At 60.1% G+C, this 22,138-nt stretch carries 13 protein-coding genes, 1 tRNA gene and 2 pseudogenes; 6 read left to right on the top strand and 10 right to left on the bottom strand.

Annotation, left to right across the window (positions count from 1 at the left end):
- Window positions 1-192: 192 nt before the first annotated feature.
- From pknB to BGLCM_RS00415, 7 genes and pseudogenes are all read right to left on the bottom strand, one after another.
- The gene (gene pknB, locus BGLCM_RS00450) at window positions 193-2,283 is read right to left on the bottom strand and encodes a Stk1 family PASTA domain-containing Ser/Thr kinase (protein ID WP_006295570.1); all 2,091 of its coding nucleotides are present in this window, start codon (window positions 2,281-2,283) and stop codon (window positions 193-195) included.
- Window positions 2,276-3,349 carry a serine/threonine-protein kinase gene (locus tag BGLCM_RS00445; protein ID WP_006295569.1) on the bottom strand — a complete coding sequence of 358 codons (1,074 nt, stop codon included), beginning with the start codon at window positions 3,347-3,349 and terminating at the stop codon, window positions 2,276-2,278. Before BGLCM_RS00445 ends, pknB begins: the two co-directional genes overlap by 8 nt.
- Window positions 3,346-4,812: a peptidoglycan D,D-transpeptidase FtsI family protein gene (locus BGLCM_RS00440; protein WP_006295568.1), complete on the bottom strand. Its 1,467-nt coding sequence runs from the start codon at window positions 4,810-4,812 to the stop codon at window positions 3,346-3,348. The genes BGLCM_RS00445 and BGLCM_RS00440 overlap by 4 nt, the downstream gene beginning before the upstream one ends.
- Window positions 4,809-6,344 (bottom strand): FtsW/RodA/SpoVE family cell cycle protein, encoded by a 1,536-nt coding sequence (locus BGLCM_RS00435; RefSeq protein WP_044084339.1) that lies wholly within the window; start codon window positions 6,342-6,344, stop codon window positions 4,809-4,811. The genes BGLCM_RS00440 and BGLCM_RS00435 overlap by 4 nt, the downstream gene beginning before the upstream one ends.
- Window positions 6,345-6,562: 218 nt before the next feature.
- A pseudogene (locus BGLCM_RS00430) lies at window positions 6,563-8,134 on the bottom strand (PP2C family protein-serine/threonine phosphatase); the annotation flags it as partial.
- A gap of 551 nt (window positions 8,135-8,685) precedes the next feature.
- A pseudogene (locus tag BGLCM_RS08590) lies at window positions 8,686-9,081 on the bottom strand (FHA domain-containing protein FhaB/FipA); the annotation flags it as partial.
- A gap of 951 nt (window positions 9,082-10,032) precedes the next feature.
- Complete coding sequence (locus BGLCM_RS00415) at window positions 10,033-10,734, bottom strand: FhaA domain-containing protein (RefSeq protein ID WP_044084338.1); 702 nt, start codon at window positions 10,732-10,734, stop codon at window positions 10,033-10,035.
- 144 nt (window positions 10,735-10,878) lie between these two features.
- Between BGLCM_RS00415 and BGLCM_RS00410 the strand changes: the two genes are divergently transcribed.
- The 5 genes from BGLCM_RS00410 (at window position 10,879) to BGLCM_RS00390 (ending at window position 17,710) form a co-directional block, all read left to right on the top strand.
- Window positions 10,879-13,380: a prolyl oligopeptidase family serine peptidase gene (locus BGLCM_RS00410; protein ID WP_006295563.1), complete on the top strand. Its 2,502-nt coding sequence runs from the start codon at window positions 10,879-10,881 to the stop codon at window positions 13,378-13,380.
- Window positions 13,381-13,403: 23 nt separating this feature from the next.
- Window positions 13,404-14,477 carry an alpha/beta fold hydrolase gene (locus BGLCM_RS00405; protein ID WP_006295562.1) on the top strand — a complete coding sequence of 358 codons (1,074 nt, stop codon included), beginning with the start codon at window positions 13,404-13,406 and terminating at the stop codon, window positions 14,475-14,477.
- A gap of 88 nt (window positions 14,478-14,565) precedes the next feature.
- Window positions 14,566-15,927 (top strand): hypothetical protein, encoded by a 1,362-nt coding sequence (locus BGLCM_RS00400; RefSeq protein WP_006295561.1) that lies wholly within the window; start codon window positions 14,566-14,568, stop codon window positions 15,925-15,927.
- 144 nt (window positions 15,928-16,071) lie between these two features.
- Complete coding sequence (locus BGLCM_RS00395) at window positions 16,072-17,280, top strand: DMT family transporter (protein ID WP_238548600.1); 1,209 nt, start codon at window positions 16,072-16,074, stop codon at window positions 17,278-17,280.
- 4 nt (window positions 17,281-17,284) lie between these two features.
- Entirely contained in the window at window positions 17,285-17,710 is a 426-nt protein-coding gene (locus BGLCM_RS00390) for a hypothetical protein (RefSeq protein WP_006295559.1), read from the top strand.
- A 262-nt stretch (window positions 17,711-17,972) separates the two neighbouring features.
- On the opposite strand, the gene BGLCM_RS08370 is transcribed toward BGLCM_RS00390, so the two are convergent.
- The 3 genes from BGLCM_RS08370 to tgt form a co-directional block, all read right to left on the bottom strand.
- The gene (locus BGLCM_RS08370; RefSeq protein WP_148401413.1) at window positions 17,973-18,236 is read right to left on the bottom strand and encodes a hypothetical protein; all 264 of its coding nucleotides are present in this window, start codon (window positions 18,234-18,236) and stop codon (window positions 17,973-17,975) included.
- Between the two features lie 15 nt (window positions 18,237-18,251).
- Window positions 18,252-18,337: transfer RNA gene (locus BGLCM_RS00385), tRNA-Leu, on the bottom strand.
- A gap of 230 nt (window positions 18,338-18,567) precedes the next feature.
- A complete protein-coding gene (tgt, locus tag BGLCM_RS00380) occupies window positions 18,568-19,869 on the bottom strand; it encodes a tRNA guanosine(34) transglycosylase Tgt (RefSeq protein WP_006295557.1) in 1,302 nt (433 codons plus the stop codon).
- A gap of 221 nt (window positions 19,870-20,090) precedes the next feature.
- Here tgt and BGLCM_RS00375 point away from each other — a divergent pair, with 221 nt between their 5' ends.
- Window positions 20,091-21,863 carry a S1C family serine protease gene (locus BGLCM_RS00375; RefSeq protein ID WP_006295556.1) on the top strand — a complete coding sequence of 591 codons (1,773 nt, stop codon included), beginning with the start codon at window positions 20,091-20,093 and terminating at the stop codon, window positions 21,861-21,863.
- Window positions 21,864-22,138: the final 275 nt, after the last annotated feature.

Here is a 22,138-nt window from a genome sequence, read left to right as displayed (position 1 = left end):
AGGGGAGATGCGGTTTGCGACGAGGAACTGTACCTTTCCTGACCACGCTGGTCAGGGGAGATGCGGTTTGCGGTGGGGCTGGCGTTTTTCTTTGTTGGGCTGGTTAGGGGAGGGGTGGGTTGCGACGAAAAATGCGTCTTTCTTTGCCTTGGTGGTAAGAAAGACGCATTTTCACTGTTGTGCAGCCAGCGGTTAGTGCTGGGTGGGGGATGGAGAGGAGGTGGGGGATGAGGAGTCCGAGGGAGATGGGCTGGGGCTGGGGGCGTCCTTGGTTTGGAGCTTGACTGTGGAGCCCTTGTCTACCTCGGAGTTGGCGGCGGGGTTCATGCTTGTCACGATGGCCGCATCGTCGTTCGGTCCTGACTCGACTTCCACGTTCAGTCCCACGGCTTGCAACGCGACGCGTGCATCACTCAAGGTGGTGGTGCCGCTCAGGTCCAGGTAAGGCACTGTGACCTTTTCGACGCCTTGCGAGATGTAGAGTGTGACGCCTGAACCACGCGTGACGCTGGTGCCGCTATCGGGATCGACGCGCACGACATGGTCTTTCTCCACCGTGTCTGACGTCTCGTACTCGATGGTGGCCGTCAAACCGGCTTGCTGCAGTTGGCGCACCGCGTCATTTTTGGCCATGCCGACGAGACCGTCGGGAATGCGCGTGGTGCCCGAAGAGATGTACAACTGGATTGAGGTGCCCTTGGGCTGTGACGTGCCACCGGCTGGATCGGTACGCGTTACATGGTCCTTCTCAATCGTGCCACTGTCTTCAATCTGCACACTCGGATTGACGACGAAGCCTGCATTTTCGAGCTCGGTGCGTGCAGCCTCCTGCGTCAGATTTGTCACGTCTGGCACACGGATCGATTGCGGGCCCGTAGAGAAGTAGATGCGCACCTTCGAACCCTTGGCCACACTCGTGCCACCCTGTGGATTTTGTTTTGTGAATGTGCCCGCAGGCTCGGTGGAATCGTTGTCTTCAAGTACTTCCGGTACGAGACCTGCGGCTTTGAGCTGCTCAACGGCGCGGTCTTCGGTGGTAGCCGTGTTGAACGTGGGCACCTTGACCATTTCGATAGCGGGGTGCTGGTTCTTCCACACGCCAAAGCCGATGGCGGCAAGAATAGCGATAACCGCAATCACGGAAATAGCAATAATAGTGTTACGTTTCTTGCGTTTCTTGGCGGCGGCAGCACGCTGGGCGGCGCGGGACTGCACAGCGGTACCGGTGCCCGTACTCGTGTTCTGTGCGGAAGGGACGGGCTCGAACTGGCCAGTGACGGGATTGAACGCCTGCGTGGCCGGAGATTGCGTGCCTGTGCCGTAACCGTACGGCATTGTGGCAGCAGTCTGCTCGGCCTGACGACGGGCTTTCATGTTCGTCAAATCAGTCAGCGGATTGAATGCGGCCGCGATCGGCATGCCGCCGTTCATGAACCGCAAAATGTCGTTCTTGAACTCCGTGGCCGTGGCGTAACGGTTCTGACGGTCCTTGGCCATGGCTTTGCCGACAATCGAATCCCACATCTTCGGCAGGCCGGGTACGGTGACGCTCGGAGGAGTGGCCACTTCCGACACATGCTGGTAGGCGATCGCCACGGCGGAATCGCCAGTGAACGGCGGCTTGCCAGTCAGCATTTCATAGAGCACGCAACCGGCGGAATAGAGGTCGGAACGCATGTCGACGCTCTCGCCGCGCGCCTGCTCGGGGGAGAGGTACTGGGCTGTGCCGACGACGCCTTGCGACTGCGTCATCGTGGTCGCCGAATCGTCGAGCGCGCGGGCGATGCCGAAGTCCATGACCTTGACGACGCCCTGCTCGGAAATCATGATGTTGCCGGGCTTGATGTCTCGATGGATGATGCCCATGCGATGCGAGTATTCGAGCGCCGAGAGCACGCCCAGCATCACATGTTCGGCGTCACCCTGGCTCAACGCACCGTTGACGCGCAGAATGTCGCGCAGCGTCTGGCCTTTGACATACTCCATGACCAAATAAGGCAGGTGCTCGGTCTGGCCGTTCTCCAAGGCCACGGATTCCTCGCCTGAATCATAGATGTTGACAATGTTCGGATTGTTCATCTGCGCGACCGAATGGGCTTCGCGGCGGAACCGCGTCAAGAAAATCTCGTCATGGGACAAGTCGGCGCGCATGATCTTGATGGCCACCGTGCGACCCAGGCGCGTGTCGGTGGCGATATACACCTCGGCCATACCACCGCGGCCAATGAGCTGGCCGAGCTGATAGCGGCCATGGTCAAGGCTTGAAGGCATGTAGCTACTCATCCATGTTCCTTCCCTCGGTTCCGAAGGTGTGGTCGTGGCCTTCGGATGGAGCTTGGCTGTTGTCTAGATTGTCGTTGCCTGGGGCGTCTGAGCGGTCGCCGATGAGCTGGCCGAGCAACGGGATGCGGAACCCTGCATTGCCAATATTCGACAAATCATGATGCGGTTCGCTTGCCACTCGCCGTGGCATGCGGCCGTCCAGGCGCATGATGCGCGTTTCTACTTCTTCAGTCTGCTGGTCAAGCAAACGCCGTTCAATACGTGACAGAATGCGGGCCACCGCCAGTGCGTCAACTGGGCGGTCCAACGGGTCTTTAGCCAGCATGTACATGACGTATTCACGCAATTGCACATCCACGGTGTTGGGCAATGGCGGCACGGGATTGTTGACATGGGCCGCGGCGATGTCGACCGGTGTGGCGCCTGTGAACGGGCGGTGCCCGCACAGGCCCTCGTAGGCGACGACGCCCAACGAATAGATGTCGGATTGTGGTGTGGCATGCTGGCCTTGCGCTTGCTCCGGCGAAATGTATTGGGCCGTGCCCACGACCATGCCATCCTGCGTGATCTGCTCCTGGTTCGTGGAATAAGAGACGCCGAAATCGGTGATTTTCACTTCGCCATTGTCGGAGACCATGATGTTGGCCGGCTTGACATCACGATGGATGATGCCACGCGAATGCGCGACAAACAGGCCTCGCGCCGTCTGGATCAGAATCGGCAACAACTCCAACGGGTCCATGGGACCGCCAATGCGACGGTAGACGTCTGCGAGCGAATCACTCGGCACATACTCCATGATCAGGAAGCCGATGCCGTCTTTCTCGTAATACTCAAACAGCGCCGCGATATTGGGATGTGCAAGATTCGCCGAATTGCGCGCTTCAGCACGCAGACGACGCAGTTTCGATTCCTGGTTGCCTGTATCGGTACGCAACGCCTTGATGGCCACAGGGCGGCCAAGCTGAATGTCGTATCCTTTCCAGACCTCACCCATGCCGCCTTGGGCAAGACGCGAATCCAGACGGTACCGTCTATGGATGAGCTGACCTTCCACAAGTCTCATTGCTTCAATGCCTCCTCAATCATCGCTTTCATCACCGGGCCTGCAGCAAATGAACCCATCAGGTCCACGTTGTGCACCACCACCGCCACGGCGATTTTCGGATTCTCGGCTGGGGCGAATCCCATGACCCAGCCATCAATGGCACTATTGTTCTCACCAATCTGCGCAGTGCCCGTTTTCGCAGCCACATTCACTCCGGGAATAGCAAGATTCGGATTTTCCTTCGTCACCACAGCCTGCATGGCTTGAGTCAATGCTGATGCCGTATCTTCGCTGAACGCTTTATTGATGGTTTGCGGCTTTGTGTCTGGCAGCACCGACAAATCACTTAAGCGCACACGATCGACGAGCGTGGGCTGCATGACTTTGCCTTTGTTGGCGATCGTGGCGGCAATCAGCGCATCCTGCAACGGAGTGACGAGCGTATCGCCTTGGCCAATCGACGCTAACGCCAAACGGTCGGCTGACGCATTCGTTGGGAATTGCGACGCCACAGCGCGCATCGGCAAGCCCGTCGCATTGGTGCCGTCGACCATGATTGGCGCATCAAAGCCGAGCTTTTTCGCCATATCGCTGATTTTCTGGTCGCCCAACGCCACACCCAACTGTGCGAATGCCGTATTCGACGAATACGCCATCGCGTCTTCGAATGAAATCTTGCCATCCGTGCCGTTGGCCTGCCACACGGCATTCGTCAATTGCGTGGCCGTGCCGGGCAACGTGTAACTGGCTCCTGCCGGAATTTGCGTATCAAGATGGTAGTCGCCTGTTTCCAATGCGGTGGCGGCCACAACAGTCTTGAATGTGGATCCTGGCGGATACAGTTCGTTGATCGTGCGATTGAGCATCGGGTTGGCCGCTTCATTGGCCAACTGCGAATAGGCTTGGCTGGCTTGGCCTGTGCTATGCATGGCCAACGAGTTCGGGTCGTAACTTGGTGTGCTGACCATGGCCAGGATGCGGCCCGTGGACGGTTCAATGGCCACGGCCGCGCCGTCGGAGTCCTTGAGCATGTTGTAGGCCACCGACTGGATGCCTGGATCAATCGACGTTTCAATGGATGCGCCCTGATTGGCCTCACCCGTGAACGTGGTCACAAACCGTTGCCAGAACAAAGCATCGGATTCACCAGTCAACAGCGCGTCCCTTGACGCTTCAATGCCACGGTCGGCAAGCTGCGCCACCGAGAAATAGCCCGTAATCGGCGCATACATGGACCCGTCGCTATAGATTCGCTGATACTTGAACGAGTCGTTCGTGGGATCCGATTTGGCGATGACCGTGCCATCGGCGGCCAAAATCGAACCACGATTCGACCCATACGAGGCATACAACGAGCGCACATTGCGCGCATCATGCGCAAGATTGTTTGAGCGCACGGTCATGATGATCGATGACGAAATGCCAAGAATCACGAACAGCACCACAACGGCCGTAAAAATCTGACGCAGGTATTTGTTCATGCCTGGCCTCCCGTATGGATCACAGCCGTGGCTTGCTCATCGAGAGCGGCGTCATCGTCGGAAACAGCTGTATCATCGAGTTTTTCGTCGTCATTGCTGTTGTCGTCGCTGGTGTGCACCGCGCTCGCCGCCACGGGTGCGGAAGCGATGGGCTGGCGCGCCACTGGTGTGTTCTGCTGCTTGCGATGGCGCAACATGGCCACGGCTTGCAGGCGGAATGTTTCCGACAAATCAGTGTCGGTCTTTGTGTTGGCCTGGTTGGAAATGATTACGAGCAGTGCGGCCAGAATGTAGTTGGCCACAAGCGAGGAACCGCCGGCAGCCATGTAGGGCATCGTCAAACCCGTCAACGGAATCACGAGCGTGATACCGCCAACCACGGTGAACACCTGGAACGCCATCGAGAACGCCAATCCGGCTGCCAACAGTTTGCCAAAGCCGTCTTTGATTTTCATGGCAGCCATGAGTCCCGCCGCCACAATCAGCAAATACACGAGCAGTACGGCCAGCACGCCCACGAGGCCGAGTTCCTCACCAAGGGACGCGAAAATGAAGTCGGAATTGGCCAGCGGCGTGATGGACGGGTGGCCTTGGCCCAATCCAGTGCCAAGCAAACCGCCTGCCGCCAGACCAAACAGGCCCGATACGATTTGTGCGGAACCACCCGGATACCGGTTGTAAATCTCGGCATCGAACGGATGCAACCATGCGTCCACACGGTAACCGACGTGCGCAAACACATGCGCCGCAACCACACATCCGATCGCAAACGCGAAGAAACCGATCACGAGCCAGCTGGCACGTCCTGTGGCCACATAGAGCATGGCCACAAACATCGCAAAAAACATCAGCGACGTGCCCAGATCATGCTGCATGATCAGCACGCCCATCGAAGCGATCCAGACAACCACAATCGGACCTAAGTCCTTGATGCGCGGCAGTTGCAAACCCAGCACTTTCTTGCCGCCCACGGCCAGCTGGTCGCGATGGTTGAACAGGTATGACGCGAAGAAGAACGCGAGGAACAGCTTGGCGAATTCGCCAGGCTGCAGCTGATAGCTGCCAATACCGATCCAGATGCGTGCGCCGCCAATTTCGCGGCCCAATCCGGGAATCATCGGTGAGAGCAGCAACGCCAAACCCACAACCATGCTCACGTAGGAAAAACGCCGCAATACGCGGTAATCATGCATGAACGCGAAAAACAGGTTCGCACATACGAGCGCCACACACATCCAGATCAGCTGGCGTGTGGCCACGGCCGTATCCATGCTCTGGTCGATGCGCGCGATCATGAGAATGCCAACGGCCGTCAACAGTTCGGCGCAACAGATGATCGACTGGTTCGCATTGGGTTGCCATTTGGCCATGACGGCCCACGTGACCACAAACAGTACGGCGCCAGCAATGAACAGGTGCAGCTCACTCGGCACGAGGCCGCCTTGCGTGCGCTCGAACATTTGGAAGAAACCGAGCATGGCGATGACGATGACGAGCACCGTCAGCCCCAAGTATCGAAGTCTGGTGCCCATTAGCATCGACCACCTGCGGTGGAGGCCAATACGGGCGGGGTGGCGCTATGCGAAGGGGCGATGGCGATATGCGGGTACGCGGAAATCAAAATCGAAGACCCAACGGCTTTGAACGCGGCGGGAGTGGGCGACGGGCTCTTGGAACTTGAGGAGCCGGCGGGCGAGGTGCCGGACGAGCTGGGGGACGGAGACGCGGAGGATTCTTCGGCCGAGGGGTCTTTCGAATCGGAACTCTTGGAGTCGTCTTTGGAAGCGTTCCCCGAGTTGTCTTTGGAGCCCTCTTGCGAGCCGGAAGAACCGCGCGAATCAGCGGAACCGGAACCCTTAGAAGCCGAATCTTTCTTCTGCTGGGCCTGCCAGTCGTGCAGCTGGTTCTCAATCAGCTGAGCGTGCTCGACGGCATCACTGTAGGAGTTCACCGTGATGCCAGAGTCGAGACGGTCCTGCCACTCGCTCGGCAGCTGGGCCACCTCAAGATTCGTCGTCTCAACAGGATGGGACAGGCCGATGCCGAACAGGTTCGTCGGCACGCCCTGCCAGATGGCCACCTTGCCGTTGTTCGGGGCCAAATAATACTGGCGTTGCGTCCACGAATACGCAAACCATGCGCTCACCGCGGCAGCGGCCACAATCAGGAACGCGACGACGGCCGCGATAATACGGTGACGGGAGCGGCGCGAACGGTCGTTCTTACGCTGCTCAACCTGCTCTTGGCGGATCGCCTTGGCCACGTCGGGATCGTTGGGATCGGCCGTGCGGCGGCCATCGCTCTTCGTGACGACCGGAATCTCACCCGTGTCTTGTTCGGGACGCTCGTCGTTGCTCTCGCGCACGGTAGACGGCAGCACGATGCGCTGTTGCTCGGCGTGCGCAGACTGCTCGTCATCCTCGTTTTGCGTCAATGCCGCCGCGCGCTGGGCCGGACTTGACTTGCCCTCAGTAAGTGGAGGGGCGGACGCGACGGGAGCGTTCAGGATGTCGGCAATGGCCAGCAGCCCAGCGCTGGCGGCACCGCCCACCAGCGGAATCTGCTCATGGCTCGGCTCGTGGTCGTTTGACGGTTCCTGCAGTGACAGCACGGCATCGGCGATGACAGCCGTCACATTGTCGGTCGAACCCGCGCGCAAGGCCATCGAGACCAGATGCTGCGCGCATTCTTGCGGATCGGCAAAATGTTCGAGTGTTTCTTTGAGCGTCGCGTCGCCGAGCACACCGTACAGGCCGTCGGAGCACAGCAGCAAGCGGTCGCCGGCCTGCGCCTTGCGGATGGCCACATCTGGATGAGCGTCGATGTCGAAATCGCCGAGCACGCGCATCACGACGTTGCGCTGCGGATGGTTGCGGCCTTCCGCTTCAGTGATGCGCTTCGTGTCGATCAGATGCTGCACGTAGCTATGGTCGCTCGTCAGGCGCAGCAGACGGCCGCCGCGCAGCAGGTACGCGCGGGAATCGCCGATATGCGTGATGATCCAGTGGTCGCTGACGAGCGAAATCGCCGTGACAGTGGTGCCCATGCCCGCAAGTTTGCGTTCGCGTTTGGCCTTGCCGACAATCGCGTCGTGGGCCGCCAACACTGACGCCGCCATGACATGGGTGGCGCGCGCGATGTCACCTTCCGCATGCGCTTGCTCGATATGGGCCAAGGAACGCACTGCGATCGTGGAGGCCGTGTCGCCGCCGGCATGGCCTCCCATGCCGTCGCAGACCGCCACAAGATATTCGCCGGCGAATGAGGAATCCTGGTTGTTGGACCGTACAGTGCCTACGTCGGACACGGTGGAGGAGTACATGTGCAACGATGAGGATGGGGACTGGTCGGGCTCGGTGGACGGGTCTGGCTGGGTGGAGGGAGCCGGCTGGGCAGTGAGTTCGGATGTTTCGGATGTTTCGGATGATTCGGACTGTGCGGTCTGCTGCAGCTGGGCCTGAGCCTGGGACTGTGGCTGTTCGGGCGGTTCCGGTACGGAATCAGCCAGAGCCGTGTCGGGCTGGGGTTCGGGCTGGGATTCGTGCTGAGCGATTGGCTGGGTGGGCACGGCGTCCTGCTCTTCAGCGGTGTACTGTGCGTGGGCCTCGTGCTGTGCAATCGGCTGCGTAGGCGTGGCGTCTTGCACGTCTTGCATGCCGCGCTGTTCCTCGGACTGCGCAGCGTTTGCTGCTGTGGCGTTTGCTGCAGCGTTTGTCCCAGCATTCGCCGCAGCACCCGCGCGCACGGCCTCGGCGCCGGCGTCGCCATCGGCGGCACGGCGTGCTGATTTGGGTATTTGCGGTACGGGACGCATGCGGCGTGACTGCCGCGATGAACCGGATTGATCAGGGAATGGTGGAATCTGCGCCATGCTCACCTCAGTTCGAAGGTTGTGGCGCCGATGCGTACAGGAACGCGTGGGCCAAGGATGGTGGGTGTAGTGATGCGCTGCTGATTGACGACGGTGCCGTTCGTGCTATGCAAATCTTCCACGGCCCAGACGCCCGTTTCGGGATCCGGGTATACGCGGGCATGGTGGGAAGACACGAATTCGTCATCAAGTACCAACGAGTTCGACGCCGCACGTCCCAACGTGACAGGAGCGTCGTTCAACGGGATGGAGGAACCGGCCAGCGGGCCGTCAATGATCACGAGCAACGTGGGACGGAACGCGGCTTGCTGTGCGCTGCGGTCGGCAGCATAACCGCCCGCGGCTCCTGCAGCACCCATAGCTCCCGCGCTGACCGGAGGGACTGGAACCGGTGCGGAATGTGCGGAATATGCGGAATGTGCGGAAGAAGGGGTGGCCGGGGCATCCGGCACAGGTTGCGCCGCGTGGGCACCTTGGTGCGCAGCGGCATGACGCCCCGCGCTCGCTGCATTGACTGCATTGGCTGCGCTCGCTGCGCTGTCCACGCCCGCCATCGCCGCGTTGGCTTTGGCTTGTTCCACGGACAGCGCCAAATTAGCCAGGTCAGCTGAACCGTCACCCGTGTACGCCGAACCGCTGGCATAGTTCGCCGCTCCAGCCGCTGCGCCCGCTGCGCCAGCTACGCCAGCCGCGTTGCGTGCGGCAGGAAAATCAGACGTACGCGGCACGGGCTCTTCAACCCGTTCGCTCGCGCGCGCCCGCTGCGCCGATACCGCGCCAGCTCCAGCCGTCGCCATGTTCGACGCACTGCGTGCAGCATTCACGTTCGCGGCCACACCGGCCCCGGCAGCTCCAGCCGCAGCGACGCCCGCACCCGCACCTGCCACACCAGCGCCCGCAGCAGCCACGCCAGCCACAGGGGCCACAGGCATAGGCTGCGCCGAGCGCGTGGGACCGGCCGCGGCTTTGCGGGCTGCGCGGTCCTTGCGTCGATGCGCGCGCGATTTGCGCGGGCTGAACGTCTCGACGTCACGGCGCAACGACCGTACGACGAGCCAGACGAACACCCACAGCAGGATCAGAAATCCGTACTTGAGCGCCGCAAACGTGAGTTCGGTAATCATGGGGGTTCTTAACTCCTGGATGGCTGGGAACCGGTTGCCGTTCGTGCCATGCGTGGTGCACCACGCATCAGCCGCGTGGGGGCGTGCGCCGAGCAGCGCGACCGTCATGCTGGATCACTCGCTGCATCTCCTGCCGCGCCACGTCACTGCGTACGCTCGGCGACGCACTGCACAACTGTGGCAGCGTGGTCAGCTTTGGCACCCTTGAACAGCAGCCCGGCCCGATTAGTCCTGGTCCTGGGAGGACGCCCAGTAGAGGATGCAGGTGCGACCAATCGTGATCGTGTTTCCATCAAGCAGCGTAGCAGCCGGAACCTGATGGCCTTCCACATACGTGCCGTTCGTGGACCCCAGATCACGCGCGATCACACCGTTGTCGGTGATGTCTATTTCCAGATGCTTGCGTGAGATGCCCGGATCGTCGATCACAATGTCGCAGCCGGAACCGCGGCCGATGATTGTCTTGTCTTTGGTCAGCAGATATTGGCTGTTGTTGACCTCAAGCATAGGGCAATCCTGCGTCTGCGCATCCGTCGTCACAGGCACGGCGTTGCCTTGCACCGACTCCGACGTGAGTTTGAAGTTGCCTTTGGTCAAATCAAGGTCTTCTTCAAAAATCACGACGACAGGGCCGACGAACGCATAGTGCTGGCTTTTCGCGTACTGCGTGAGGTTGTCTGCCAGTTCGTTGGCCAACGCTTCCGAGCCCCACTGGTCGATGCGGTCGAAATCAGCCGTGCTGAGCTTGAAACGGTATTCATTCGGCGCTACTGTGCGGTCGCGGCCCACGGGCATCGCTTCCTTGTCAATCTCACGTTCCAGTGCGCTCGACAAATCCACGGGCTGCAGGTCTTTGCTGCCGAATTTGGCGAAGACCCCGTTCACCGCGCCTTCCACGCTTTTTTCAAAACGGTCAAGAACGCTCATAAGTAGTCCCTTTCTTATATCCTTACCCATCCTACGCGGTCGAGCGAACCGAACAACCTTTCCTATCGGTATTTCCACATATCGCGAGCGTTATGCCTGCCTCACCCGCCGTTCACGGCTGCAGCCGGGTGTAGCTTGAAACTTATGACAGCACAGTCGAATTCCGTTGATGTAGATGATCTTGCGGCCCAACGTGCCGCGATTGACAACTTCGCCGCGCTCAACGCCCGCACGATGAGTTTCCGTTGTGGCGCCCCGCGCACCGCCCGCCTGATCGGCGACGGCTCGCGCATGCTGTTCTTGCGTTCCGACGGTCCCGAAAACACGTCCACATCGTTGTGGCTCAGCGCCATCGACGTTGCCGGCGCGCACGAGCCCGTGGAACTGCTGATCGCCGACCCGGCCACGCTCGTTGACTCCGACGAGCAAGTGCCCGCCGAGGAGCTCGCCCGCCGCCAACGCGCCCGCGAGCGCGCCACCGGCATCGTCGCTTACAGCGTTGACACGGCTGGCAAGCACGTGGTGTTCACGATTGACGGCCAGCTGTTCGCGGCTGAGTTGCCGAGCGTGGGCGAGGCGTTTGCGCTCGCCGACGAGGTTGCGCAATCGCAAGACAACAGCGATGGTCATTGCGTGTCGGCCGCGCTGAACGTGCGCCGTGTGGAGCCCGCGTTCGCTGACGGCCAAGACGGTCCGGTTTCACCTGTGCTCAGCCCTCAGATCAGTCCGGATGGTACGCGCGTTGCGTATTCAACGGGGGCTTCAATTGTGGTCGTGCTTTTGGACGAGCCGCAAGCGTCCGTCAACGCAGCCGCGATGTTGTCCGTTCCGGCCGGGCGCCGTGAGACGGTCACTGTTGGTTTGGCCGAGTTCGCGGCCGCTGAGGAGATGCATCGTTTTGCCGGCCTATGGTGGGCTCCCGATTCGCGCACACTGCTCGTGGAACGTGCCGACAGTTCGCGTGAGCCGTTGTGGTACATGGCCAATCCTGCCGATCCGTCGGCTGAGCCTGCGGTGCGCCGGTATCCGCGCGCGTTGACGCACAACGCGAAGGTTTCGCTGCTGCTCGTGCGTTTGGATGAAGATTCGCCGCGCATGCTGGGCGCCCGCCGCGTGCACTGGGATGAGCAGGCTTACGAATATTTGGCGCGCGTGAGCTGGAGCGCGGGTCACCGTCCGCTGTTGCTCGTGCAGAACCGCTTGCAGCACGACGACGTGGTGCTCGACGTGCAAGTTCCGCCCGTGCAGACTTGGACTCATAATGATTCCTCGGCCAGCGCCGATGCCGACTTCGACTTCGCCACAATCGCCACCACGGCTGTTGAGCGACACCACAATGACGAGTGGCTTGACATTATCGACGGTGTGCCTACACGCACGCCTGATGGACGCCTCGTGTGCGCGTTGAACGACATGGATGCCGACACGAACCGTCTGACCGTAAACGGGGAGCCATTCACGCCACAAGGCTGGCAGGTGCGCACGGTGCTTGATGTGAGCAACGACAATGTACTTGCCGTCGTGCAGCGCTCGCCGGAGCTTGCCGCTGATGTGCCGGCGGCTTGGAGCGCGCAGGCGGCTGACCATGATGCGCGCAGTTATGACGTGGTCACGATTGGTTTTGATGGCACGATTACGCCCGTGTCGCTCGAGCCGGGCGTGTGGAGCGCTCAGCGGCTCGGAAACGGCTTGGTGCTGAGCGGTAGCACGATGGCGTCGCCTGCGGTGCAAATGGTGCACACGGTGCAATCACAGGAATCAACACAATCAAACCGCATAGCCGACCACGCAGCGCAGCCGGGATTCGTGCCGAACGTGAGGTTCGTGCAGCTTGGCGAACGCAAGCTGCACACGGCGATTGTGCTGCCGAGTGCGGCGAGCCCGTACGCTGATGCCGTGCAGCTGCCGGTGCTGATGAAGCCGTACGCGGGGCCGGGATTTCAGGAGGTGACGCTGTCGCAGCGTTACTATTGGGATTCGCAGTGGTGGGCCGACCAAGGTTACATGGTCGTCACGGCTGACGGGCGCGGCACGACGGGACGTGGGCCGCGCTGGGACCGCGCGATTTATGAACAGATGAAGCAGGTTACGCTCGATGACCAGATTGCGGCCGTGCAGGCGTTGCCGGACGCGGTGGATGCGCTGGCGGATGCGGATGGGGCTGCGGCTGCGGCTGCGGCGGACGGTGAGAGCGGTGAAGGCGGCGAGCGGTTGCCGGAACCTGATTTGCGCCACGTATCGATGATCGGATGGTCATATGGTGGATTCATTTCAGCGGCCGCTGTACTTGAAGCGCCTGAAGTGTTCATCTCAGCATGTGCGGGCGCACCGCCCACGGATTGGACGCTGTATGACACGCACTATACGGAGCGGTACTTGGGACTTGACCCGGCCGTGTATGAGCGCAATTCGATCATTGCCGACGCGCCGAACTTGCAAGGACGGCTCATGCTGATCCACGGCTTCGCCGACGACAACGTGACGATTGCGAACAGCTTGCGGTTGAGCCAGGCGCTCATGGAAGCCGGCAAAGCGCATACGTTCCTGCCGCTCGTGGGTGTGACACATATGACGAATGAACCCGATGTGGCGCAGAATTTGTTGACGTTGCAGCGTGATTTTCTGCAACGGCGCGGTAATGCGTAAAGTGAGTGGGAGGGAGCTGGCCAGTGGAGATCGCGTTGCTTGATGAATCGCGGTATGCGGAGCAAATGGATGAGATTGTGCTGCCATCGCTCAACGCGTGCCGCGAAGAAGGCGGCATGCAGCCGGCTGACCACACGTATTCCGGGGCGCCGTTGCGTGCGTTGGCGAACAAGCAGCCGTTGCATTACGTGTGCTACGACTGGCATCGCTTTGACAAATTGGACGTGCCGGGCGCGTCCCCCACGTTCCGCGGAGCCATGGTGATCGCCCATGGATTTTCGGAGTTCGCTGCAAAATTTGATGAACTGGCGTGGTATTTTTTGCTGGCTGGTTATTCGGTGTGCATTATGGAGCATCGCGGGCACGGCTATTCGCCGCATGACAACGCGAATGGCGATACGACAATCTGGATTGACGACTGGCATCGGTGGGTGGCTGATTTGGCGAAGTTCTGCCACAACGTGGGCAGGCATTACGCCGAAGGGGAGGACCTGGCGATTTTTGCGCATTCGATGGGTGGCGGCATTACGGCGGCCATGCTTGAGCGCTATGCGTATGTGGTTGACAAAGCGATCCTTTCCGCGCCAATGATTAAGCCGAAAACAGGGGCGCCGAACTGGTTGGCTTCGGCCGTGTGCGGATTGAATTGCGATTTGGGCCGTGGCATGGCCAAGGCTCCAGGGCAGCATGAATATTCGTCACAAATCAATTGGGCGCGCCACCCCGGAGCAAGCCATGCGCGTGTGCAATGGTGTGAGGACATGCGCGTGCGCGACGCGCATTATCAGCCGAGCGCGGCCTCGAACGAGTGGGTGCGTCAAGCGTTGCGCATGTGCAAAGCCGTGCTGCGCGAACGCATGTGCGCGCACATATCGGTGCCTGTGCTGCTGTTCCAGGCGTCCGATGACGTGTGGGTGCATAACGAAGGTGAAGACGAGTTTGTCAAACGCGTCAAACAAGCCGGCGGTGACATTGTGATGTATCGATTCGATGCATGCCATGCGATTTTTACGATGCCCAATGCCGTGTATGCGCCTTATTTGAAGACAATGCTGCGGTTCTTGCAAAGTGGTGAGAAAGTCAGCGTGCTTGAATGATGCCAATAGTGACGCGGGGCTATGCGCGGTGGAGTGGCCTTAAGCGAAGGCAAGCGGAAATCATCAATGATGAAAGAAAGGACTGATCATGGATGAGGAACTGATCGAGGCGTTGAAAGCCTACATGGACGACGATATGCAGCGCGCGTGGACGCTGTATAACAACGCGGCGCAAGGGCTCGGGCTGGACGGCGCGCAAGCAGATGATATTGATCGTGTCAACGCGGGTGTGATGCGGCGCGTCGTCGGTTATGAAGCGGGCAAGGAGAACCTGGCCGGACACGTGGACGACATGCTCGCGATGGTTGTGGACGAGTGCGCGCGCTTGCGTGAACGCAAGGATTCGATGCCAGCTGAAAAGGTTGTCAAGGAGTATGCGACGACGCTGTATGTGGCGGCGGGCGTGTATGCGGATTGGTTTGAAGCGCTCGATGCCGAGACGGACGCTGAGGGGAAGGCGGCTGGTGCTGCGGCGGATGGTGCAGATGACGGGGCTGCTGACGGGGCGGCTGACGGGCTGACCCATGAGCGCGTGATGCAGGCCGTGCACGTGCTGACCGAACTGGTTGACCAAATGCAGCAGGGATTTGAGACGTTCCCTGAGGGTGATCTGAGCAAGCCTGCGCAGCTCATGGCGCCGTCGGTGTATGCGGTGATCCTGACGATTGCTGACGCTGCCGATGCGGCCGCCGCGGCCGGACGTCCCACGTTTAATGAAGATGAAATCTCGAAAGTGGCGGCGCTGCTTGACAAAATCGGCGATCAAAAGAACAGTCCTGACGTGTTCCTAGCGACCACGCTGAGCAAGGTGCAGAATTCGCCCGAGCGTTCCCAGCGCATGAAAGCGCGCGATCTTGCCGAAATCCGCAAGGTCAGCGCCGAAGAACTGAACTTCCCGACCGATACGGCCGACGGCGCGCTCGAAGAGGTCAGCAAGGATGCGTTCAAGGCGTTGCGTTCATATACGCGCAGTCCGCTGGGATACATTCAGGAATACCATACAGTGCCGTCTGTGTTTGCCTATCTGGCCGATTTGGCGACCGATCCGACGTTGCAGCAGACTGACCAGCGTGACGAAACCGTGCTGAAGGCCTACAAGCATTTGTTCGAGTTCGCCGACACGGCACGCGACGTGATTGTGATGAAGGAATGCCCTGGCGGCAAAGTCGGGCGCGAACAGGTAACGCGACTTAAGAGCGACCTGATGTTGCTGGGGTCGGCTGTGATGTGCGCCACGGCCACATGCGCCGAACTCGTGGATCTGGTGCCGGACGTGGAAAGCACGTTCAACCGGCTCGTCAAACTCGCGGAACGCATCATGAAGCGCGCTGTGGCTCCTGAGCGGTTGACGGACGGCACAACATTTGAAGCCACACCGGACCTGTGCTACGCCGCTGGCGTGCTGCGCCTGCGTTTCCTGCTCATCCTAGCCGCCACCGGCCTGCGCTGATCCCGGCCGTAGTGTCCGTAGTGAAGTAGATCAACGGAGATGCCCCCGTACTGTTGTGCGGGGGCATTCGTTGTGTCTGGGGATCATTCGAGTGTTGGAGCGGTGGCATAGAATCGGCCTCGAGAGTGCGGAATCGAGGTTGAAGTGTCGAACTGGTCGGAGTCTTCGGAATTGTTGCCATCACAGCAGCGCCAAGCGCAAGCCCAGATGGTTGCGCCGGGCGAAGCGATGGCCGAAGTCGTGGAAGATTTTGCACAAGACATGGAAGATAGCGTGCATAACGTGGTGGAAGACGTGCACGATGCTGTTGAAGGCGGGCGCGCACAGGCGTCCGGGAATGTGACGCATACGCCTGCTGTGAGTACCGGTGCGACGCCGAAGCTGGAGCGGTTTGGCCGATTTGGGGCGTCGCGTGTACTTGTTGGCTGCCTGATGACGTTGGTGGGTGGCACGCTGTGGGGTCTCAACGGCACGGTGTCCAAAGTGCTGCTTGATACGTACCATGCCACGCCATTATGGATGGCCTGTGTGCGTGAACTGTTGGCCGGGGCCATGTTCCTGGTGGTGGCGGCGTTGCGTGAACCCAAGCAGCTCAAAGGTGCATTGACCACGCCGCGTGATTACCCGCATTTCCTGATCGCCACGTTGACATGCGTAACGTTGACACAAGTGGCCTATCTGTTTTCCGTGCATTGGACGAATGGTGGCACGGCCACTGTGCTGCAGCAGGTCAGTTTGCTGATGGTGCTGGCATACGTGTGTGTGCACGGACGCCGTTGGCCGCATGCGCGAGAAATCATTGGCATTGCGTTGGCTTTTACCGGTGTATTTTTGCTGGTCACGGGCGGCAGTTTCACGAGCTTGCATATGCCGTTGCCTGGATTGTTATGGGGTATGACCGATGCGTTCTCGGCCGCATGCTTGGTTATTGTTCCGATTTCGTTGATTAACCGTTGGGGCAATACCGTGTTCAACGGCATCACATTCATGCTCTCAGGCCTGCTGCTGATTCCTTTTGCGCATCCGATTGCCGCCATGCCGCAGTTGGATGCCAAAGGCTGGTGGATGCTTGCATATTCGGCCATCTGCGGTACGTTCCTTGCGTTCTGGCTGTTCATGGGCGGTGTGGAACGGGCCGGTTCTATGCGCACAGCGTTGTTGTCTACGATCGAGCCTGTGGTGGCTACTATTTCGACTGTGCTGTGGGTGGGCACCGTGTTCGTGCCTACGGATTTGTTTGGCATTGCGCTGATCTTGATTATGGTCGTTGTTATGCAAACAGGCGGTCACGATAATGCCGATACACATGATGATGCGCATGATGGCAAGCAGCGCAAACGGAAGAAGGGATGAGGCCATGGCCAACAAGAACCGTCGCGGCAATGCGGGCAGAATGAGCAATGCGAGCACGCCCAACGAATACAAGCAGCGCCGCGCTCACGCGCAGCAGTTGCGCGAAATGGAATCGCGCGGCGAATTGCCGTATCAGCAAGAGCAACGTGAGGCCGAAGCTCAAGCGACCAAGCGCCCGAGGGCCAGCAAGTCGACATTGGTTGTGCTCGTGATTGGTGTGGTTGGTTTGGTGCTCAACTCGATCGGCAAAATGTGGGCGCTGCCGGGCTTCATTCTGTGCTGCATCTCATTCGTGGCCGGCTGCATCAACATTGTGCTTGAATACCGCAAGAAGAAGAATGGTGTGACGCGTTGGGCATGGGGTGCTGTGGCGGTGGCGATGTTCGCCTCGCTCGTCAGTGCCATGGGTGTGAACTGGTCGCAACTGTAGTGACATCCTGAGAGTCGTGCGTTGCTCAGCCGTTCTGCCGACTGTGAACTGGTTGCAATGGCCGCGATATTCAGGGGTGGGCAAACCGGAATGGATTGCATAGTGAGACAGAACGCGTTGCTATGTGGTTTGCATTAACGGGGGTTTGCGCGCTGCCCCTATGATGAACGTAGAGCGAGGCTTTGGTATTTCAACCGTGTGACTTCCGCGGGATTCTCCGACCAATTCGTGACCTCGCAACATAGTCGCATTCGGCGACGGATCACTCCCTGCTCTCCTCTGGGGAGTGGTCTGCCCCAACATCGTTGCATGAACCACCGTTCAACGCCGTCACTCCTAAATTCATCTTCTCTTTCCTCTTTTCCTCCTCCCTTTCCTTCTCTCCTTCTCTCTTTCTTTCTTCTCTTCCTCTTCTCTCGGCCTCTAGAGAAGAGTTGGGCTGGCAGAGTGGGGATGGAAGGGAGAGTTGCGATAGTGGGATCAGGAGCGTTGGGTGTTGGGGTAAACAAAAAACCGGATTGGACATCCAATCCGGTTTTGCTGGTGCGAGCGGGGGGACTTGAACCCCCACGAGCATACGCTCACTGCCACCTGAAGACAGCGCGTCTACCATTCCGCCACGCTCGCAGACAATCAGCTAACTTACACCCTCAAGCTGTATGCTGCAATATGGGCGTGTCGCGGCTGATTGCAGCTCGGCTTGTGTGCCGGTCTGGCTACTGGCTACTGGCTACTGGCAACTGGCCACGCCGCTTGCCGCTTGCTGCGCCGCCTGCCACACCAGCAGCGCGCTCAGACTTCAGCTGTTCGGCTGCTCAGCAGCTCGGCTTGCTCGCTAGCCCTGCGGCGTCCCGACCTCAGCCGCGGGAACCGTTTTCGTAGTATTTGGCCAGCGTCTCGTCGCGGAACTCTTCGAAGTAGCCGCCATCAATCGAAGCGCGGATGTCGTCAAGCAGGCGGATGAAGAACCGCTCGTTATGGATCGTGGCCAACGTGAACCCGTTGAGTTCGCGCGCGCGCAGCAAATGGTCGACGTACGCTTTCGTATAATGCTGGCACGTATAGCAGTCGCAGCCTTCCTCAAGCGGCGTGAAATCATGCTTGAATTCGGCGCGCTTGACGTTGTACCGCCCACGGCGCGTGTAAATGGCGCCGTTACGTCCGCATCGGGCCGGCGCCACGCAGTCGAACGTGTCGCCGCCGTTCTCGACGCATGCGAAAATGTCGTCGACGGCCGCAATACCGAGCACGTGGCGCGGGCGCGATTCAGGCATTTCGTCGCAGATCCATGCGCACGTGTTGCCAATGATGCGCTTCTCAATCGCGCCGCCAATGCCTACGCCATCAAAATCGAGCGAGGCGATCTGACTGGCCGCCCGCCGGCGCAAATCCTCGTAATTCGCGCCCTGCACCACGCCATACAACGCTTGGTATGGCTTGCCGAGCCGCTCTTGCGTCAGCTTCTCGTGCTCGGCCACGCAGCGCTTGGCCCAGCGGAACGTGCGTTCGATCGATTTCTCCTGGTATCCGCGCGTGTTCATCAACGTCGTCAGCTCGTCGAACGCGAACATGATATCGGCGCCAATCTGATGCTGGATGCCCATCGAAATTTCCGCTGAGAACCGATGTTTCGACCCGTTGAGCGGCGACTTGAACGTCACGCCGTCCTCGTCCACGAACGCCAGGCGCTCCTTGCCTTCCGCAATCACGTCGTCCGACTTCATGCCCGTCACGTCCATCGCGAGCGTCTTTTTGAACCCCGCTCCCAGCGACAGCACTTGGAATCCGCCCGAGTCGGTGAACGTTGGTCCATCCCAGTTCATGAATTTGGACAGTCCTCCGGCCTCGTCGAGCACGTCCTGTCCGGGGCGCTCATACAGGTGGAACGCGTTCGACAGCAGGCACTGCGCTCCCGTCGCGCGCATCATTTCCGGCAGCACGCCCTTCATCGCTGCCTGCGTGGCCACAGGCACGAACGCTGGCGTCTGGATGTCACCGTGGGGTGTGTGGATTACGCCCGTGCGCCCGTATCGTGCGCCACCGCGCCCCAGTCCGTCGGCGCTATCCGACAGTCGCGTGCGCTGTTCAAACCGGAACGCCGAGCGCTCGCCGGGTTTGCCGGGCTCAGCTCCGCGCGGATGTTCAATAAGATTCGTCATGCGCCCTACTCTAGGCGCGGGCTTGAAGATTGTTATTTCTGCATAAGCGCATTTAGATATTTCACCGACTTATGCACATCTTTACTATTTGTCCAAGATATTCCGAATTGGTTTGCAATTTACTCTCAGCAAATCTTCAGAGAGGCTGTTTTTACTGAGGTTTAGCTTTACCCGTAGGCGAAATGGCTTGCAACACACATCGACCACTGAAAGGCAGGATCATGGCCGAAGAAATGAATGGCGTGCCCACACCACCACAGTCGCACGACCCTTACAATGGGCAGTCTCAGGCGGACCCCGCGACCAGCGCCACTACGGATGGGGCGGCCTCGGCCGCCCCGGCGACGTCGACGGAGGTATCGGCGCAACCCACAGAAATCATTGAAACCACTGTGCAGGAACAGCAGACCGAAACGATGCCGACGCAGCCGATCTTCCAGCAGGCACCGCAGTACGGGGCGTACGCGCCGACGAGCCAGCCGGTGCCGCATTCGGCGCCGACGGGCGTGTTCGCGCAGCAGAACCTGCAGCCCACGAGCCCCGCGCCGATGGGAGGCAACCCGTACGGCGGCATGGCGGGCGTGCCGAACGGACCTGTGCCACCGAACGGGCCGGGCTCGCCGTTCGGACCGGCAAACCCCAATAACCCCAATAACGGCAACGGTCCGGCGATGCAGGATCAGCCTCGTACGGCCAGCAACGTTGTCGTGGCCGTCGTGGCAGCGCTCGTGTCGGCGGCGCTGTGCCTGGGCATCGGATTCATGGCGCTGACGAACGGATGGGTCAGCGTGCCGCAGGGCAACTCGCTGACATCCGTGAGCTCCAACAAGAGCGGATCGGGATCGGCCAAGGTGGAGGGCGGCAACGCTCCCGATTGGATCACTGTGTCGAACAATGTGTCGCCGTCCGTGGTGGCCATCCAGACGCAGATGAGCAACGGCTCGGCCAAGGGGTCGGGCGCGATCCTCGACACCGAGGGCCACGTGGTGACGAACAACCACGTGGTGGCGGGAGCCGAACGCATCCAAATCAACCTGGACAATGGCGACATTTATGAAGCCAAAGTGGTCGGCACCGACAAGACGACGGATCTGGCCGTGCTGCAAATCCAGAACCCGCCGAAGGATCTCAAGCCGATCACGTTCGCTGATTCCTCACAGCTCGCGCCAGGCGAGAACGTGATGGCGATCGGCAACCCGCTGGGTTACGACGGCACGGTCACGTCGGGCATTATCTCGGCGTTGAACCGACCCGTGTCGGTGGTTGACGGCAACACGCAGATCGTGGCGAACGCCGTGCAGATTGACGCGGCCATCAACCCGGGCAACTCGGGCGGCCCCACGTTCAATGCGGCAGGCCAGGTCATCGGCATCAACTCGTCGATCGCGTCGAACAGCTCGAGTGAGAGTACGGCCGGATCGATCGGCATCGGTTTTGCGATTCCATCGAACCTTGTCAAGCGCATCTGCGAAGAAATCATCAAGGATGGCAAAGCACAGCATGTGGCGCTGGGCGTGACGATCAAGAGCGCCACAGTGACGGCTGACGGTGTGACGCGTGGCGGCGCCCAGGTGCAGTCCGTGGTGTCGGGCGGACCGGCCGACAAGGCTGGTATCAAGGCCGGCGACACGATTGTGGCCTATGACGGCAACGCAGTCAACGACAACTACTCGTTGCTTGGATTCGTGCGCGCCGCAGCGATGAACTCGACGGCAAAAATCACGCTCGTGCGTGATGGCCACACCATCGATGTGGACGTGACGTTCGACCGTGCCGAGCAGGACGTGAACGGCACGAACCGTCAGGATTCGAACAACCAGAATGACCAGAACGGTCAGAATGGCAACCGCGACCAAAACAATGGCCAGGACCAGAACGGTCAGAACGGACAAAACGGACAGGATGGCCAAGATTTGAACGGCCAGAATGACCAGAACCGCAACGGGGACCGCGATTCCGGCAACGGATTCACCGATCCGTTCGGTCTGTGGTAAACCGCAGCGTGCGTTGCCTGCGTTGACTGCATTGTCTGTGACGCAGATGAGGCGCGTGTGATCCACGCATGACAGAAGCCCGACGGCTTAGCCGTTGGGCTTCTTTGCATTTTTTGGGGGGCGAGGTCGGGAGGTGAGATTGCCCGGGATGGAGGTGCGCGGGATGAGTGGGCGCGTGTCGCGTGAGTGGCGGACTTACTTGAGGGGTCGCTGCAAGGGGACTGCCTGGACGGTGTCGGTTCATGCGAGAGAAGCGCGGTGAGGGTGGGTTTGGG

The organism is Bifidobacterium gallicum DSM 20093 = LMG 11596, assembly GCF_000741205.1.
Classification (GTDB): Bacteria; Actinomycetota; Actinomycetes; order Actinomycetales; family Bifidobacteriaceae; genus Bifidobacterium; species Bifidobacterium gallicum.
Note: the sequence above shows the minus strand (reverse complement) of the source record. Positions and strands in the feature narration are given on the sequence as shown.

Coding starts and splice junctions, on each gene's coding strand:
- pknB (WP_006295570.1), bottom strand. CDS start 2,283: ATGAGTAGCTACATGCCTTCAAGCCTTGACCATGGCCGCTATCAGCTC.
- BGLCM_RS00445 (WP_006295569.1), bottom strand. CDS start 3,349: ATGAGACTTGTGGAAGGTCAGCTCATCCATAGACGGTACCGTCTGGAT.
- BGLCM_RS00440 (WP_006295568.1), bottom strand. CDS start 4,812: ATGAACAAATACCTGCGTCAGATTTTTACGGCCGTTGTGGTGCTGTTC.
- BGLCM_RS00435 (WP_044084339.1), bottom strand. CDS start 6,344: ATGGGCACCAGACTTCGATACTTGGGGCTGACGGTGCTCGTCATCGTC.
- BGLCM_RS00415 (WP_044084338.1), bottom strand. CDS start 10,734: ATGAGCGTTCTTGACCGTTTTGAAAAAAGCGTGGAAGGCGCGGTGAAC.
- BGLCM_RS00410 (WP_006295563.1), top strand. CDS start 10,879: ATGACAGCACAGTCGAATTCCGTTGATGTAGATGATCTTGCGGCCCAA.
- BGLCM_RS00400 (WP_006295561.1), top strand. CDS start 14,566: ATGGATGAGGAACTGATCGAGGCGTTGAAAGCCTACATGGACGACGAT.
- BGLCM_RS00390 (WP_006295559.1), top strand. CDS start 17,285: ATGGCCAACAAGAACCGTCGCGGCAATGCGGGCAGAATGAGCAATGCG.
- BGLCM_RS08370 (WP_148401413.1), bottom strand. CDS start 18,236: ATGTCCAATCCGGTTTTTTGTTTACCCCAACACCCAACGCTCCTGATC.
- tgt (WP_006295557.1), bottom strand. CDS start 19,869: ATGACGAATCTTATTGAACATCCGCGCGGAGCTGAGCCCGGCAAACCC.
- BGLCM_RS00375 (WP_006295556.1), top strand. CDS start 20,091: ATGGCCGAAGAAATGAATGGCGTGCCCACACCACCACAGTCGCACGAC.